Source organism: Anaerobium acetethylicum (assembly GCF_900096945.1).
Classification (GTDB): domain Bacteria; phylum Bacillota; class Clostridia; order Lachnospirales; family Lachnospiraceae; genus Anaerobium; species Anaerobium acetethylicum.
On the sequence record NZ_FMKA01000021.1, the window covers coordinates 1 to 14,415 of the forward strand.

11 protein-coding genes are annotated in these 14,415 nt (G+C 47.9%); all 11 read right to left on the reverse strand.

Going from position 1 to position 14,415, the window contains the following annotated elements:
* Positions 1-468: 468 nt before the first annotated feature.
* The gene (locus tag BJR36_RS13960; protein ID WP_091235450.1) at positions 469-1,584 is read right to left on the reverse strand and encodes a Gfo/Idh/MocA family protein; all 1,116 of its coding nucleotides are present in this window, start codon (positions 1,582-1,584) and stop codon (positions 469-471) included.
* Between the two features lie 228 nt (positions 1,585-1,812).
* Complete coding sequence (locus BJR36_RS13965; RefSeq protein ID WP_091235532.1) at positions 1,813-2,859, reverse strand: Gfo/Idh/MocA family protein; 1,047 nt, start codon at positions 2,857-2,859, stop codon at positions 1,813-1,815.
* Positions 2,860-2,921: 62 nt separating this feature from the next.
* Complete coding sequence (locus BJR36_RS13970; protein WP_091235451.1) at positions 2,922-3,887, reverse strand: sugar phosphate isomerase/epimerase family protein; 966 nt, start codon at positions 3,885-3,887, stop codon at positions 2,922-2,924.
* A gap of 8 nt (positions 3,888-3,895) precedes the next feature.
* On the reverse strand, positions 3,896-4,312 hold the full coding sequence (locus BJR36_RS13975; protein ID WP_091235453.1) for a C-glycoside deglycosidase beta subunit domain-containing protein: 417 nt from the start codon (positions 4,310-4,312) through the stop codon (positions 3,896-3,898).
* Between the two features lie 269 nt (positions 4,313-4,581).
* On the reverse strand, positions 4,582-6,999 hold the full coding sequence (locus BJR36_RS13980; protein ID WP_091235454.1) for a GH39 family glycosyl hydrolase: 2,418 nt from the start codon (positions 6,997-6,999) through the stop codon (positions 4,582-4,584).
* Positions 7,000-7,870: 871 nt separating this feature from the next.
* Positions 7,871-8,962, reverse strand: a complete 1,092-nt coding sequence (gene buk / locus BJR36_RS13985; protein WP_091235456.1) for a butyrate kinase — start codon at positions 8,960-8,962, stop codon at positions 7,871-7,873.
* The gene (locus BJR36_RS13990; RefSeq protein WP_091235458.1) at positions 8,959-9,972 is read right to left on the reverse strand and encodes a phosphate acyltransferase; all 1,014 of its coding nucleotides are present in this window, start codon (positions 9,970-9,972) and stop codon (positions 8,959-8,961) included. The genes buk and BJR36_RS13990 overlap by 4 nt, the downstream gene beginning before the upstream one ends.
* Before the next feature lie 309 nt (positions 9,973-10,281).
* The gene (gene acpS / locus BJR36_RS13995) at positions 10,282-10,689 is read right to left on the reverse strand and encodes a holo-ACP synthase (protein ID WP_091235459.1); all 408 of its coding nucleotides are present in this window, start codon (positions 10,687-10,689) and stop codon (positions 10,282-10,284) included.
* A gap of 108 nt (positions 10,690-10,797) precedes the next feature.
* Entirely contained in the window at positions 10,798-11,040 is a 243-nt protein-coding gene (locus BJR36_RS14000; protein ID WP_091235460.1) for an acyl carrier protein, read from the reverse strand.
* Positions 11,041-11,054: 14 nt separating this feature from the next.
* Positions 11,055-12,251: an NADH-ubiquinone oxidoreductase-F iron-sulfur binding region domain-containing protein gene (locus BJR36_RS14005; RefSeq protein ID WP_091235462.1), complete on the reverse strand. Its 1,197-nt coding sequence runs from the start codon at positions 12,249-12,251 to the stop codon at positions 11,055-11,057.
* A 23-nt stretch (positions 12,252-12,274) separates the two neighbouring features.
* Positions 12,275-14,398 carry an FAD-dependent oxidoreductase gene (locus BJR36_RS14010; protein ID WP_091235463.1) on the reverse strand — a complete coding sequence of 708 codons (2,124 nt, stop codon included), beginning with the start codon at positions 14,396-14,398 and terminating at the stop codon, positions 12,275-12,277.
* Positions 14,399-14,415: the final 17 nt, after the last annotated feature.

The window sequence follows — 14,415 nt, forward strand, 5'->3', positions numbered from 1 at the left end:
ATGAGCAGCTTTATGAAGACGTTGGTACTTAGGACGCGTACTCTGCGTCCTTACGTACCACTACGTCTTCATCTAAGCGAGAGCGCGCTGCGAATATACATGTTTTGTATCACGTCCTACCTGCCAAGGCAAACTTCCTTCGCCAGCCATTACACAGTGATACAAAACATGATTCAATGAGCAGCTTTATGAAGACGTTGGTACTTAGGACGCGTACTCTGCGTCCTTACGTACCACTACGTCTTCATCTAAGCGAGAGCGCGCTGCGAATGAACATGTTTTGCATCACGTCCTATCTGCTCAGGAAGACTTCCTTCGCCAGCCATCACGCAGTGATACAAAACATGATTCAATGAGCAGCTTTATGAAGACGTTGGTACTTGGGCTGCGTATTTTGCGGCCCTACGTACCACTACGTCTTCATCTAAGCGAGAGCGCGCTGCGAATGAACATGTTTTGTATCACGTCCTATCTGCTAAGGAAAACCTCTTTTCCAGTTCTGTTGGATTCGTAGATGGCTTCAAGAATCTGGGTTACCACGAATGCCTGCTCAGGTTTTACAAGTGCGTCTGTGTCGTTGAGGATCGCATCCAGCCACTGTTTTGCTTCCATATATCCAGGTTCTCCTGTGCCGCCTTCAAAGTATGCGATATTTCCTGCTTTTGAAATCTTTTCTTCCGTCAGCACGCCATGGTGACCGCGGTTGTAGACAAGCTGGTCGATTGGATAGCTCATTCCGGATAATACTTCAGCGCCGGCTTTTGTTCCGCAGAGTGTGGTGGATGCTTCTTTTGATTCGGATACATTAAGCGCCCAGGCTGCTTCCAGGTAGATTGCAGCTCCGTTCTCCATCTTGATCATGCCGAATGCAGAATCTTCAACTTCATAAGTTTCCGGATCCCATGGTCCGAACATATTTCCTTCTGTTGCCTGTGCAAGGCTTCCTAATTTGTAGAAAACAGAACCGGTAACGCTCACTGGCTTGTAGTTGTCCATCATCCATAAGGTGATGTCAAGCGCATGTGTTCCGATGTCGATCAATGGACCACCGCCCTGCAGAGCCTTGTTCGGGAATACGCCCCATGTAGGAACTGCCCTTCTGCGGACTGCATGGGCTTTTGCATAATAGATATCGCCTAATTCGTCGTTCTCGCATGCTGTATGCAGCGACTGGATCTCTTCCCTGAAACGGTTCTGATATCCGATCGTGAATTTTTTGCCGCTCTTCTTCCATGCGTCCATCATTTTCCTTGCATCTTCGGAAGTGTGGGCCATTGGCTTTTCGCAAAGTACATGCTTTCCTGCTTCAAATGCCGCTACAGTCGCCGGACAATGTACCACATTTGGAGTCAGCACATGGATGATATCGATAGTTTCGTCCTTGTACATTTCCAGGTAATCGGTGTATACTTTCGCATCTTCAGTTCCATATTCTCCAGCTGCTTTAACTGCTCTTTCCTCAATCGTATCACAGAATGCGACCATTTCGCATTTGTCTGCCAGTTTTTTCAATGACGGCATGTGCTTGTTGTTTGCGATTCCGCCGCATCCTACGATACCGATCTGTAATTTTCCATTTTTCATTTGTTCAACCTCCATAAGTCTTTTTATTTGTCTACTTTGTCTATTTTCATTTTGCGAATGAATGATTTGATACTACTATCTTAACGTACATGAGCATTGGCGGCATTTGATTATTTACACACATACAGGCATGATTCTGTCCTCTTTTTTCTGTCCTGCCCTGAAACGCATCAAAAAGCCGCCTCTCTTTTATGTCATATTTGGATCCTGTTCAGCTTCTGCCTGCTGTTATTCAAACTGGATTGCTTCGTTGGTCTCAGCTGATTTGCGTACGGCATCCATAAATGTGAGAACCCTTCTTACCTGGTCTGCCTTCACCACGATCTCTTCTTTTCCATTCAATGCGTTCCAGTAATTTTCAAAATAATCCAGTGCGGAAACTTCAACCTTCGGAAGCTCTTCTTCGTAGAGGAGGCCTGGTTCAGGCGGTCCGAATGACCTGGTAGGGCCAGATGCGCTCATGGTGATCTTGCCTGGCACATTTTCAAGAAGGTGCCTTGTCCTTACTATTTTTCCGTTCTGTCCAAATCCATTGCTCAGGGCGCTTCCTTTTTTCCCGCCCATGAACCAGGATCTGTCCGGAACCAGGTAGTAGGTTCCAAGCTCGATTTCCGCTGTCACTTTGTTCTTGAATTTGATGATGATTTTGAAGTAGTCATCCACTTCCTTGTTGATTACATTCTGTACGTCAGCGAAAATGGTATCTATTTTGCTGTCTACCATATCAAGCATCTGGTCGATCAGATGAACGCCCCAGTCGTAGAGCATCCCGCCGCCCATTTCCTTGAACACATGCCAGTCATGCATATTTCCGTTGACTCCGTAGAGCTGGGATTTGATCAGATAGATATCTCCCAGGAGTTTCTGGTCGTATACTTCCTTCATGACGCGGAAATCCTTGTCCCATCTTCTCTGATGATGGATGGAGAACAGAACCTTGCATTCTTCTGCCGCTTTCACCATTTCATCGAATTCTTCCACCGACATTGCGGCCGGCTTTTCGCAGATGATGTTTTTCCCTGCTTTTGCGGCTGCAATGGATACCTCTTTATGCAGCGTGTTCGGCACTGCGATGATTACCGTGTTGATTTCCTCAACGTTCAGAAGGTCGCGGTAATCCTCGAATGTAAGGACTCCCTCCTTCGCGTCTTCAAGCTGCTGCGGATTGTTGTCACAGACTGCGATGATCTCCGCATTCTCAAACTTCTCCAAAGCATTTACATGCTCATGTCCCATAAATCCATATCCGATAATACCAAGTTTCAATTTTTCCATTATGTTCACCATAACCTTTCCATTTTTCTATTATTCAGGACTACTGTACAAGTATCCTTTTTTTATATGCCAGCTAAAATCCATTTGCACATGGATACATACCGTTCTGACTGTTCGGCGGAGGATATCATATCCGAAAAATGATGTCCTTCGTATTCACATGCCAGATATCCCTGATATCCGGCTTCAACAACATTCCGGAGCAACTCTTCATAGGGAATCGAATCGTCCTTTGCCGTCTCATCCACGTAATAGAATTTCCCGTGCATGTAGAAGGAGATCTCCGCCAGTTCTTTAATCCATGACGGGGATGCCGCATTGCCGAATGTCCCGTACATTTCTTTTGTGATTTCTGTTTCTCTGTCATTCAGTCCAGAGACCGCCTCTTCAAAAGATGTCCCTTCCAGAAACCTGGCATGCACCCTCTTCAGGAGCCGCGGGCGGAACCCCCTTTCAATGGCCTGTTCCAGCCACAGCTTATGGGGACGGTTCATGAAAATCCCAAAATCCGGAATAATCCCAAGGCAGCCCTTCCCTTCGCCATGCATGATGCCAAAATAGTCATCCCATAATTCCCTCTCCATCTGGAGCGGCGGGTAGATTTCAATTCCCAGCTTCATGTCCAGGGATCTGCAGTAGGGAATCAGGGATTTCAATATCTTCGGCGTGATCGTATGCTGGGTTCTGACGATCGGAAATCCCGCCTTTTTTGCATTCACCAGTTCCCGGATCGTATATTGGAAAATCTCATCTTCCGTCAGATCCCTTCCCGTTACTGTTCCCCTGTCCAGGTAGGCTCCCCAGCATACAGGCTCAAGATTGTATTTTTCAAGCAGCCCTTTCAGCTCCCTGACCCATTCTTCGGTAATATGCGGATAGCCTGGTGCCATCTGCGCCGGGATGATTTCAATTCCTCTGCATCCCATTTTCTGCGCCTGCCGCAGGATCTCCTCCAGCGTCATTCTCCGGTTGATATATTCACTTGTGAAACTGTACAAAGCCAGTCCCATCCTGATATCCTGCTTCATCCTGCCTCCTATTCTGCCATCAGCGGCCTGGCGGCAGCGCTGGATAAGATCAGATACTTCCCGTCATTTTCCGCATAGGGTATCCTGTGGCACATCTCTACGCTGACCATATGGATTCCTTTTGTAATTCCGCCTTTTTGAAGAATCGTGATGGTAGCTTCATCCAGAATATTCCAATAATCCTTGTACTGATCCTTCAGCTCATCAATCAGATACTGCTTTCCATTCAGTGAAAAATATATAATTCGCTGATTCACAGGCTCTTCATCTATTTTTATCTCAAGCTTTTCGATGCAGCTCAAATAGGTTCCGCGATAAGATGGGTAGCGGATCTTGAATTCATATCCCAGAATGACCCCCTCGACCACATAATTCGTTACTGTCTGCTCTTCGATTAAAATTTTATTGTATGCCTGGAACTTCATCCCCTCTTCCCCCATTCAAGCGCCGTTACAACTGCTCACACTAATGTCTTTCATATATCCATTCTACCCCCGGCCGAATGATGCGGCATCTTTGATTTTGCTTAATGTGGCATGCATTTCATCCTTGTTTTTTGGTTCTCTTTGATTGCAATAAAAAAAGGACAGAAATCATACTATGATTTCTGTCCTTCTGTATCTCTGATGTGAATCATGCCGCGAAAGCGGCTGCGCCCGGCGCAAAGTCTGCCAAGGCAGACTCTTTACTCTTGCTAATACTGATATACGACCTGTATCAGCTGTATCTCGTTGGGCTCCAGTATCGCCTCTAAGTTGAGGACGCCTTCCTTCGCAACGCAGGTGCGCATGAAGATTCTCGGGGTGCACACCCGGTTCAGATACTCGATTTCTTTCTGGTGCATATGTTCATAAAAATCCATCCTCATCCATTCGTCCTGGACGCTTCCGCACTCCTGGTTGATCATATGGGTGATGATGCGGTATGTGCCGTTCTTCACGTTGTTGATCTGAAAATTGAGGCGCATGTTTTCATTGTCCACAAACATCCTGTGCTGTTTCCGGATATCCAGCTCGTCCTCTGCCTTCATGTAATACTGATAGTTGAAGTGCTTGTAATTATGGCAGGCAATGAAATAATCGTAATGCCCGTTCGTGGTCACCATGCAGTTGTCTTCCTTCTTGAGGAGCAGTTCGCCCATGTGGTTCAAAAAGTCGAACGCATAGAAAGCCGGCTTTCGGATTCCGTTTTTGCTTAAAATTCCACCGCTTCCGTTGAGGAATGCCTTGCTGTCATAGTAATCGCCGTAGCAGTCGGATCCAATCCAGTATCCCATCACATCAGCAAGTCCGATGCTCTCGATGGTATTCTTCATGATATACGCGCCCTTATAGCAGCTGTCGTTCATGATATTCCTCTGGGATACGGTCAGGTTCCATTCCGACACATGCAGCTCCTTAACTTTGAAATTGAGCTCCTCCAGAACCTGGTTTGCCATGATCAGCTGGTTCTGCACATATTTGCTGTCTGTGGACTGCTTCGTGAAATTCTCTGCCCCTTCCTCTACAGGTACATAGGGATATAAATAGAGGGACAGGAAATCCGGATGGTTCTTCCTCTTCTCCCATCCTTCCAGGATCTCATAAAAATTCTTCATTCCGAAACGTGGAGAAAGTCCTGCTCCCCCGAACTTGATTTTATGGGAAAATGACTTGACGATTTCATACGTCATGTCAAACATGTCAAAATAATGGGAAGCCTCTTTTCCGTCATATTCGTCTTTCCATAATTCGAAATACCAGGTTTCTACCTCCTCTATCCCATAACGGTTCATAACATGGGACATAAAGGCCGGCATGAATTTGCGGCATTCCGCAAGGCTGTCAAACACCACGCTGCTCTTTTCCATGATCAGCACATTGCTGACTGACTTCAAAAGCGCCTTCGGTTTGAAGCCAAGCTCCAGATAAGGCTTCAGCTTGTTGCTGACAAGGAAATCCAGGACCCTTACGATCTTGTCGAAATTGTAATTTCCGCCGGGATCGTTGATATCCATATACATATCCTTGCCCCAGAGATCCCAGAATCGGATATAGGTGAAGTCCAGCTCCTTTTTCAGTATCAGCACATGTTCCTGAATATCGGAGCTGAGCAGGGCGCCTGCCTCCCCGATATTGATCATGCGGTTCCAGTTCTGACTGTAAGACTCTCCTTTTGCGGAATCCACTATGACGAACCGTTCTCCCAGGTTAGCCGTAACCTCCTGCTTGACGGGATTCTTTTCATAATAATTCTGGATCCGCTTCTCAATCAGCTTCTTTTTCTTCTCCGACTGGCCGCCGCCCCTGAGTTCGGACTTGTTTTTCCGCTCTGCCTGATATACGGAAGGGGTGGTGTGATACGCTTCCTTAAAGGCCTTGTTGAAGGCCGCCGCATTGGCAAACCCGTTATCCAGGGAGATCCTTGTAATGGAATGATCCGTATAAAGCAGTTCTTCCATGGCATGGTGAAGGCGTTCCTTGTTCAGGTAATCGATAAAGCTCATGCCCAGCTGCTTTTTGATATATTTTGAAAGATAGGAATTCGACAGATAAAGCTTGTCAGCCAGGTCATTGAGGCTGATCGGGCGGTTGTAGTTCGCGCGCAGATAATTGATGATCTCGTCCAGCCTGTTATCATACTTGTCCTTCTTTTCCGAGAAGAAACGTTTGTCTGAGCTGCTCATCAGGAAATTGCTCGTAACCACATGAAGCAGTTCATAGTACAGGCTGTTTAAATAGATCATCCCTCTGTCCTTCTTCTCGAAGTACTGATTGAGCATCTGCCTGATGATCCTTCTGATCTCTTCGTACGCCTCATTCTTATCAATGACCGAGTTGCACCAGAAGAGAAGCAGATTCGTCTTCAGCAGCTGGTTGAGCATCTGGTAGCTGATATGGATGCAGCAGATCAATGCCTCTTCTTTCATGGTGTAGCCATGCTTTTTATTTGCATTGATGATAATGAAGTCATCCTGTTCCATAGAAAATGTATCCTGCTCAATGGTCAGCTCGACGGATCCTTCCACCACATAAAACAGCTCGATATCCTGATGAAAATGAAGCTGTTCATAGGAGTTGATATAAAAATCAAAATCCATTATTTCTCCGCTTTTTAAGATTAAATCCTGCATCCTTATCTGCCTTTCCTATAAAATTCTTCGCCAAGTTTCCTGTAATGAGGACGTGATACAAAACATGTTCATTCGCAGCGCGCTCTCGCTTAGATGAAGACGTAGTGGTACGTAAGGACGCAAACTACGCGTCCTAAGTACCAACGTCTTCATAAAGCTGCTCATTGAATCATGTTTTGTATCACTGCTTATCAGATGGCGGTGGGCAAAACATGTTCACTCGCAGCGCGCTCTCGCTTAGATGAAGACGTAGTGGTACGTAAGGACGCAAACTACGCGTCCTAAGTACCAACGTCTTCATAAAGCTGCTCATTGAATCATGTTTTGTATCACTGCTTATCAGATGGCGGTGGGCAAAACATGTTCACTCGCAGCGCGCTCTCGCTTAGATGAAGACGTAGTGGTACGTAAGGACGCAAACTACGCGTCCTAAGTACCAACGTCTTCATAAAGCTGCTCATTGAATCATGTTTTGTATCACTGCTTATCAGATGGCGGTGGGCAAAACATGTTCATTCGCAGTGTGCTTTCGCTTAGATGAAGACGTAGTGGTACGTAAGGCTGCAAAGTACGCGGCCTAAGTACCAACGTCTTTATAAAGCTGCTCATTGAATCATGTTTTGTATCACTGCTTATCTGATGGCGGTGAGCAAAACATGTTCATTCGAAGCGTAGTCCCGCTTAGATGAAGACGTAGTGGTACGTAAGGACGCAGACTACGCGTCCTAAGTACCAACGTCTTCATAAAGCTGCTCATATCCTTGATGTAGGGATCAAAAGATCATGTTTTTTCATGCAAGCATGAAACACATGACCTTTTGACCCTTGTATCACCTTATTGAATTATACCATGATTGCGATAGGCCTACAATTAAAAATCAAATCCATTCCATACAGGTATTCCCGTATACTGTTTTGCTTCCTCTTCGCCATTCAGAACGCGCTGCGTTCCTGCGGCCATAGCCTCCATTTCGAATTCTCCTGGATAAGCGGATACCGGAGCAATCCATTCACAGGCTTCTTTGATCTGGCCCACAAGATCTTCGCTGTAGACCATGCCGCCGCCAAGCAGAATGCCATCCACTTTTCCGTGCAGGCTTGCGGCCATTGCGCCGATGTATTTCGTAATCTGGTAGATCATGGTGTTCCACAGCATCTGTGCCTGCCTGTCCCCTTCTTTCCCCCGTCTGATAACCTCAAGGGCATCGGAGGTCCCGAGATGGCTTACGAAGCCGCCGCTCTGGGTGCAGAGGGCCTTCACGTCCTTCAGTTCTTTTCCTTCGCAGTATTTCAGGAGGGCCGAAACCGGAACTGCACCGCAGCGGGTCGGAGCCATGGGACCTTCGCCCCCGACGATATCATTCCCGTCTATCATTTTTCCATTGCGGTGGGCAGATACCGAAATCCCGCCTCCGATGTGGCAGACGACAAAGTTGCAGTCCTCATACTTTTTCCCCATGGATTCCGCATGGCGGATTGCTGTCTCCTTTAAATTGAGGGCATGGAGATGCACGTTCCTGTATACCCCTTTTATCCCCGTCAGCCTGGCAAGATCCTGGAGTTCATCCACATCCGGCGGATTAACGACGAAGGATCTTCCACCGTATTCTTTAGCAAATACCCTTGCCAGCTGCGGTCCCAGCTGTGCTGGATGTTTGACTCCGTTTGCTCCTGTTACGGCATGGGACAGCAGCAGGTCATCGATTTCATAGGTTCCGCCTTCCAGCGGAAGAAGTCCTCCTCCCCTTCCGACGAATGCCGCTGTTCCTTCCAGGGAAATGCCGCTCTCCTGGAGCTGGTTCATAATCGTTTCCTTCCTGTATGGAAGCTGTCCGGAAATTCCGTCATACTGGGCCAGCTTTTCGGCATCATGTGATACGTTTTTTGAAAATACTACGTTTCCATCCTCGATCAATGCGATTTTTGTTGATGTGGATCCCGGGTTTACTGCAAATATCTTCATTCCTTACCTCCGTTTCCAGCCGAAGCTCTCAGAACAAGCATCGCCACATTGCCAAGCATCTCTGACACCGGTGCGCTTCTCGAAAAATCGCAGACCGGCTGTGCGAATCCCTGCAGGACCGGACCGTATGCATTGGCATGGCCGAAGATCTGGATCAGCTTCACGCCGATGTTTCCAGCATGGAGGTTTGGGAAAATCAGGACGTTGGCCTTTCCGGCTACTTCGCTTTCCCTTGGAACCTTCTTTTTGGCAACTTCCGGAAGGATGGCGGAATCCAGCTGGAACTCCCCGTCGATTTTGATGTCCGGACGGATGCTTCTGACCTGTTCAACCGCTTCGCGTATGACATCAATGGTCTCATGCTCTGCGCTGCCGCAGGTGGAAAATGCCAGCATGGCCACCCTCGGTTCCCAGTCCAGAAGTGTCCTGACAGTATCAGCAGAAGCGATTGCGATTCCCGCAAGGTCCTTTGCATCCGGCCATGCCGTAATGGCACAATCCGCTATCCCCAGGTACTGTCCCTGTGGGCCTGCAAATCCAGGTATGTCCGCTATCCCAAGAGAAGATACGCTCTCCACGCCCTCCTGCATGCCGATGATGCTCTGTGCTGCAATCAGCACGTCTCCGGTGGAATAATCCTTTCCGGCTGCAACCGCATCCGTTTTTCCAAGCTTCAGCAGGATCATTGCACAGTTGACAGGATCCTTTGCCTTTCTCAGGATGCCTTTCTGTGAGATGTTGCCGAATCTTCCTGCGTACTCCTCTGCCAGCCCGACACGGAATGCTTCCTCCGTATTGTCATAGTACTCGAATCCTTCGGTCTGGATCTTGTTTTCCGCTGCCAGCTTTTCGATTGTTTCCCTATTTCCGATCATGACAGGATACGCGATTTTCTGCACATAGGCCTGCTCTGCACATTTCAATATATCTGCATTTCCTGTTTCCGGGAATGCCACTTTTTTAGGGCTCTGTTTCGCCCTCTCGATTAATTCTTCCACTAAATTACTCATACTGATCCTTCACTTTCTTTATTTTATGGATTAGAGTGTCAAAAGCATATCGTAAACCTCGGCTTCGTCAATTTGCACATCCGCCATCTATCACGTCCTCTGAGGATAGCGTGTCAAAAGCCATCCTGTAACCTTCGCTTAGTCAATTTGCACATGTGCCATCTATCACGCAGTGATACAAAACATGAATTGATGAGCAGCTTTATGAAGACGTTGGTACTTAGGGCGCGTGCTCTGCGTCCTTACGTACCACTACGTCTTCATCTAAGCGAGAGCGCACTGCGAATCAACATGTTTTGCATCACGTCCTCATTCGAAAACCTGTGCAAATTGACGGATACTATCATTTTGTGCAACTGCATATGCTATGGCGTATCCCGTATCGTAAGACAGGGATATCTGGATGTCCGTGATCCCCTTCTCCATGGCAAACTCTTTTACCTTACCGCTGAGCGCCACAAAAGGCTTTCCATTTTCCCGGTTCTGGATTTCGATGTCACGGAACAGGATATGCTCCCCATTCCAGTCCAACGCTTTATAGACTGCTTCCTTGCCGGCAAATCTTGTCGCAAGATAATGGAGGGGATTATCCCTCCTGCCTGCTTCTTCCAGTTCCCTTTTGGTAAAATTCTTTTTTGCAAACGGATCCTCCGCAGAGAGATACTCCCTGTGCAGCTGTTCAATTCTCATGATATCAGTGCCAACGCCAAGAACCATACAATCACCTTCACCTTTACATTTACTTAAAAAGAATGCGCCAAACTGCTGATTCTACAATTTGTGCGCATCTTTTGTGATTACGAAGAACGCCGTTCTTCCCAACCATTAATTGTCTTCTATCAGTTCCTGTACAAAGTCAGCTGCTTCTCCGAACGTCTTCTGTCTTCTGAAATTCATGAACGGAATTTCAATATCGAATTCGTCTTCTAAAAAAGTGGTAATCTGGGAGATATGCGCCGATTTTGCGTTGCAGTCCTCAAATTTCGTAGCTTCCGTGATGTCTGCAGGATCCATGCCGAATATTGGTGCGGCACGTCCGATGATCTTCTCTAATATTTCTTCTCTCATAATAATTCCTCCATTTAACGTTTTTTAAATTTTCCGCACTTTGTCAGGCGGTCAGGCAGCTTCGGCACACGGCCGGCTGTCTTCTTTACTGCCCCTTCTTCGCACACTTCGATGCATTTTCCGCATTTTGTACAGTCCAGGTTATCAATCATATGAATAAATCCTGATTTGCCTTCGATACAGTCCTCTGGGCATACGTCCATACATTCTCCGCATCCTGTGCAGAGCTCCGGATCGATGTAAATGGTTACAAATGCAGTACACACCTCTGCCACACAGGCTTTTTTCCTGATATGGCCGTCATATTCCGACTCAAACCTGGTAAGGGTTCCGGTCAGGAAGTCTGCGCCGGTCTGCCCGATAGAGCACATGGTGCTGTAAGGAAGGGCTTCCCCGATTTCATGAAGCAGGGGAAGGTATTCGTTCTTTCCTTTTCCTTTTGTGATATCCTTCACAAAAGACTGGAGCTGCAGGAGCCCTTCCCTGCAGAATGTGCATTTTCCGCATCCCATCTTTCGGGATTCATAAAGCCTTTTCTCCGCCTCTTCTATCATGCAGGCTGTTTTGTCAAATACCGTGATGACTCCGTTCCCCATCGGGAAATTCTCGTCAATCTCCAGTTCAAGCGCCGAAGCGTCATAGAGCCTTGAGCCGATTTGAACTGCCTTGATCTCTCCCTGCTCCGTCCCGATGATATCGGAAACTTTGGTTCCATAAGGGATTTTTTTCAGTTCGCCTGTCACTCCGTTTTTCCGGACTGCGGCGTACACCCCCGGGGCATAGCTGCCTGCAAACCCATCGGCCAGAGCAGCCGTGGTTGCGATATGGTGGATTGCACACCCTTCGAAGCATCTCCTGTCGACGAAGTCATCATTGACGATTCTGATCCCCCGGTCAGCAGCCGAAGCTTCCAGTTCCGCCTTCAATGCAGTCTCCGCTTCCGGCAGGTAGAGGATCATCTCCTCTGCCCCCAGCAGGTACCCGGCTATCTCCATGCCATCCAGTACCTTCTCCGGACTGCTTCTGACCACTTCCAGCAACACCTTTTCGGAATCGTTGTTGTTCAGTGCGGCAACTAATTTTACAGGAAGCTTTTCTGAATCATCACCGCTCAGAAAAGGTTTCCAGCTGTCAGCCAGGCTGCCGTTATAAACGCCTAATTCCCTGATTCCAAGAGAGGCTACAGTTCCCACTGCTTCTTCTTTTGTCATTTTTTTTACCTGATCTATCGCTCCTATGATTCATTCGCCTCCTTCTTATCTGAAAAATCGCTCCATATCTTTGGTTTTGCAATCTGCAGCCGCAGATCGCACTGCAGGCATCTTCCAGCTTCCCCGCAGGCTTTCTCTGCCGGGATTCCTAAGTTGACCAGTTTGAAATTGTCTTTTCTCGCTTCGGCATCCAGAACATCTGCTTCTGCCCGTCCCAGATATCCGAATCCTTCTATCTGTCCGATATATGGTTCCGGTGTTTCTTCAGGCGCCAGCTGTTCAGAAATATCCCCGTCTCCGCCAAGATACCTGTCGATTTCGCTTGCTGCCGTTCTTCCTGATGCAACGGCCTGGACCACTGATTTTGTTCCGTATACTGCATCGCCGGCTGCAAACATGCCTTTCAGTCCGGTGGTGTTCTGTCCTTCTTCGATGGCAATCCTGTTGCCTCTTTCCAGCTTTAATCCGGCTTCTTCCGAAATTGCAGGAATCTGTCCGACTGCGAAGATGACCGTGTCTGCCTCAATGTGATGTTCCGAATCCGTCTTCTTCTGGATAACGGCTCTTCTGTTTTCGTCAAAGGTAAAGGATTCCACCTCCATGAAAAGAGCGCCTGTCACCTGATCCGTACCGGTAATGCTTTCAAAAGTCCTGGAAGGGTAGACATGGATGCCTTCTTCCCTTGCCTGAAGGATTTCTTCCTCATCGGCCGGCATCGTATCCGCCGACTCGAGGCATGCCAGATGGATCTCTTCTGCTCCGAGCCGTTTTGCAGTTCTCGCGCAGTCGAAGGCAACATTTCCGCCTCCCAATACGATTACTTTCCTGCCCATTCCTGTCTCTTTTCCCATGCTTGCATTGCGCAGAAAATCAATGTTCAGAAGCACGCCTTCCAGGTCATTTCCCTCTATTGGAAGCTTCACTCCTTTATGGGTGCCTACCGCCATAAGGACGGCATCATATTCCTTCAGCAGTTCTGCAGGGTTTTCCACCCTGGCGTTTGTCTCGACCTTCACGCCTGTTTCCAGAATCACGGCTGCTTCCTCATCGATAATGGTACCTGGCAGACGGTATTCCGGGATTCCGTAGCGCATCATGCCGCCAAGTGCAGGCAGCGCTTCTTTTATGGTGACTTCATGTCCCTGTTTTCTAAGATAATAGGCTGCAGTCATTCCTGCAGGGCCGCCGCCGATAACGCATACCTTTTTCCCGGTATCCGTAAGCTGCTTTCCTTTTCCCTTCCAGAAACGTCCCGTATCCTGTTCTGCCGCATGGCGTTTCAGGTCTCTGATTGCCATCGGTTCGTTCAGCTCTTTCCGCTTGCATTCCAGTTCGCACGCATGGTTGCATATGTATCCGAGGGCTTTCGGGAACGGCAGTTTCTCGCGTATCACTGCTGTTGCTTCGTCGTATTTTTCCTCTTTTATATAACGGAGGTATCTTGGTATGTTCGTATGGGCCGGACATGCATAACGGCATGGAACCAGCACATCCTCGCGTTTCTGTTCTGCTCCTGCCACGGAAATCTTGTCCCTGATCGTTCCTGTCGGGCAGACTTCGGTACAGGCCGTACAGAAACGGCAGTCCGCATCCTTCAGCAGCTTATTGTGCAGAGTTCCGACATAGTCTTCCAGATCCTTTCTCTGGTACTGCAGAACATTGACGCCCCGCAGCTCGTTGCAGGCACGGACGCATCTTCCGCATAAGACACAGCGGTTCATATCATGGACGATCAGAGGATTTCCCTCTTCCACCTTGAAGCCCTTGGAACGATGCTTCATCCTTGCATTGTTGGCTCCGATATACTGGATCAGAGACTGCAGTTCGCAGTTTCCATATTTCGGACAGGTGGTGCATTCCTCCGGATGCCCCGCCAGCAGCAGTTCCAGCGCCAGATTCCTGAGCTTTCGGATGCGGTCGCTGTTGGTCTGGATATTCAGCCCTTCTTTTGCCTTCAGTGTGCAGGATGTGATGACTTCTGATTCGCCCTCCATCTCAACGATGCACATGCGGCAGGAACCAAGTTCTTTCAGATTCGGATGATGGCAAAGATGCGGGATATAAATCCCGGCATCCAGTGCGCAATCCAATACATTTTTATTTTCCGGCACCTCCAAACGGATCCCGTCAATTGTAATGTTCACCATATGCGGCTACCTTCTCT

What these genes read in the sequence shown, in the direction of transcription:
- BJR36_RS13975 (WP_091235453.1), bottom strand. Translation starts at nt 4,312, where the DNA reads ATGAAGTTCCAGGCATACAATAAAATTTTAATCGAAGAGCAGACAGTA.
- BJR36_RS13980 (WP_091235454.1), bottom strand. Translation starts at nt 6,999, where the DNA reads ATGCAGGATTTAATCTTAAAAAGCGGAGAAATAATGGATTTTGATTTT.
- BJR36_RS13960 (WP_091235450.1), bottom strand. Translation starts at nt 1,584, where the DNA reads ATGAAAAATGGAAAATTACAGATCGGTATCGTAGGATGCGGCGGAATC.
- BJR36_RS13965 (WP_091235532.1), bottom strand. Translation starts at nt 2,859, where the DNA reads ATGGAAAAATTGAAACTTGGTATTATCGGATATGGATTTATGGGACAT.
- BJR36_RS14010 (WP_091235463.1), bottom strand. Translation starts at nt 14,398, where the DNA reads ATGGTGAACATTACAATTGACGGGATCCGTTTGGAGGTGCCGGAAAAT.
- BJR36_RS13970 (WP_091235451.1), bottom strand. Translation starts at nt 3,887, where the DNA reads ATGAAGCAGGATATCAGGATGGGACTGGCTTTGTACAGTTTCACAAGT.
- BJR36_RS13990 (WP_091235458.1), bottom strand. Translation starts at nt 9,972, where the DNA reads ATGAGTAATTTAGTGGAAGAATTAATCGAGAGGGCGAAACAGAGCCCT.
- acpS (WP_091235459.1), bottom strand. Translation starts at nt 10,689, where the DNA reads ATGGTTCTTGGCGTTGGCACTGATATCATGAGAATTGAACAGCTGCAC.
- buk (WP_091235456.1), bottom strand. Translation starts at nt 8,962, where the DNA reads ATGAAGATATTTGCAGTAAACCCGGGATCCACATCAACAAAAATCGCA.
- BJR36_RS14000 (WP_091235460.1), bottom strand. Translation starts at nt 11,040, where the DNA reads ATGAGAGAAGAAATATTAGAGAAGATCATCGGACGTGCCGCACCAATA.
- BJR36_RS14005 (WP_091235462.1), bottom strand. Translation starts at nt 12,251, where the DNA reads ATGACAAAAGAAGAAGCAGTGGGAACTGTAGCCTCTCTTGGAATCAGG.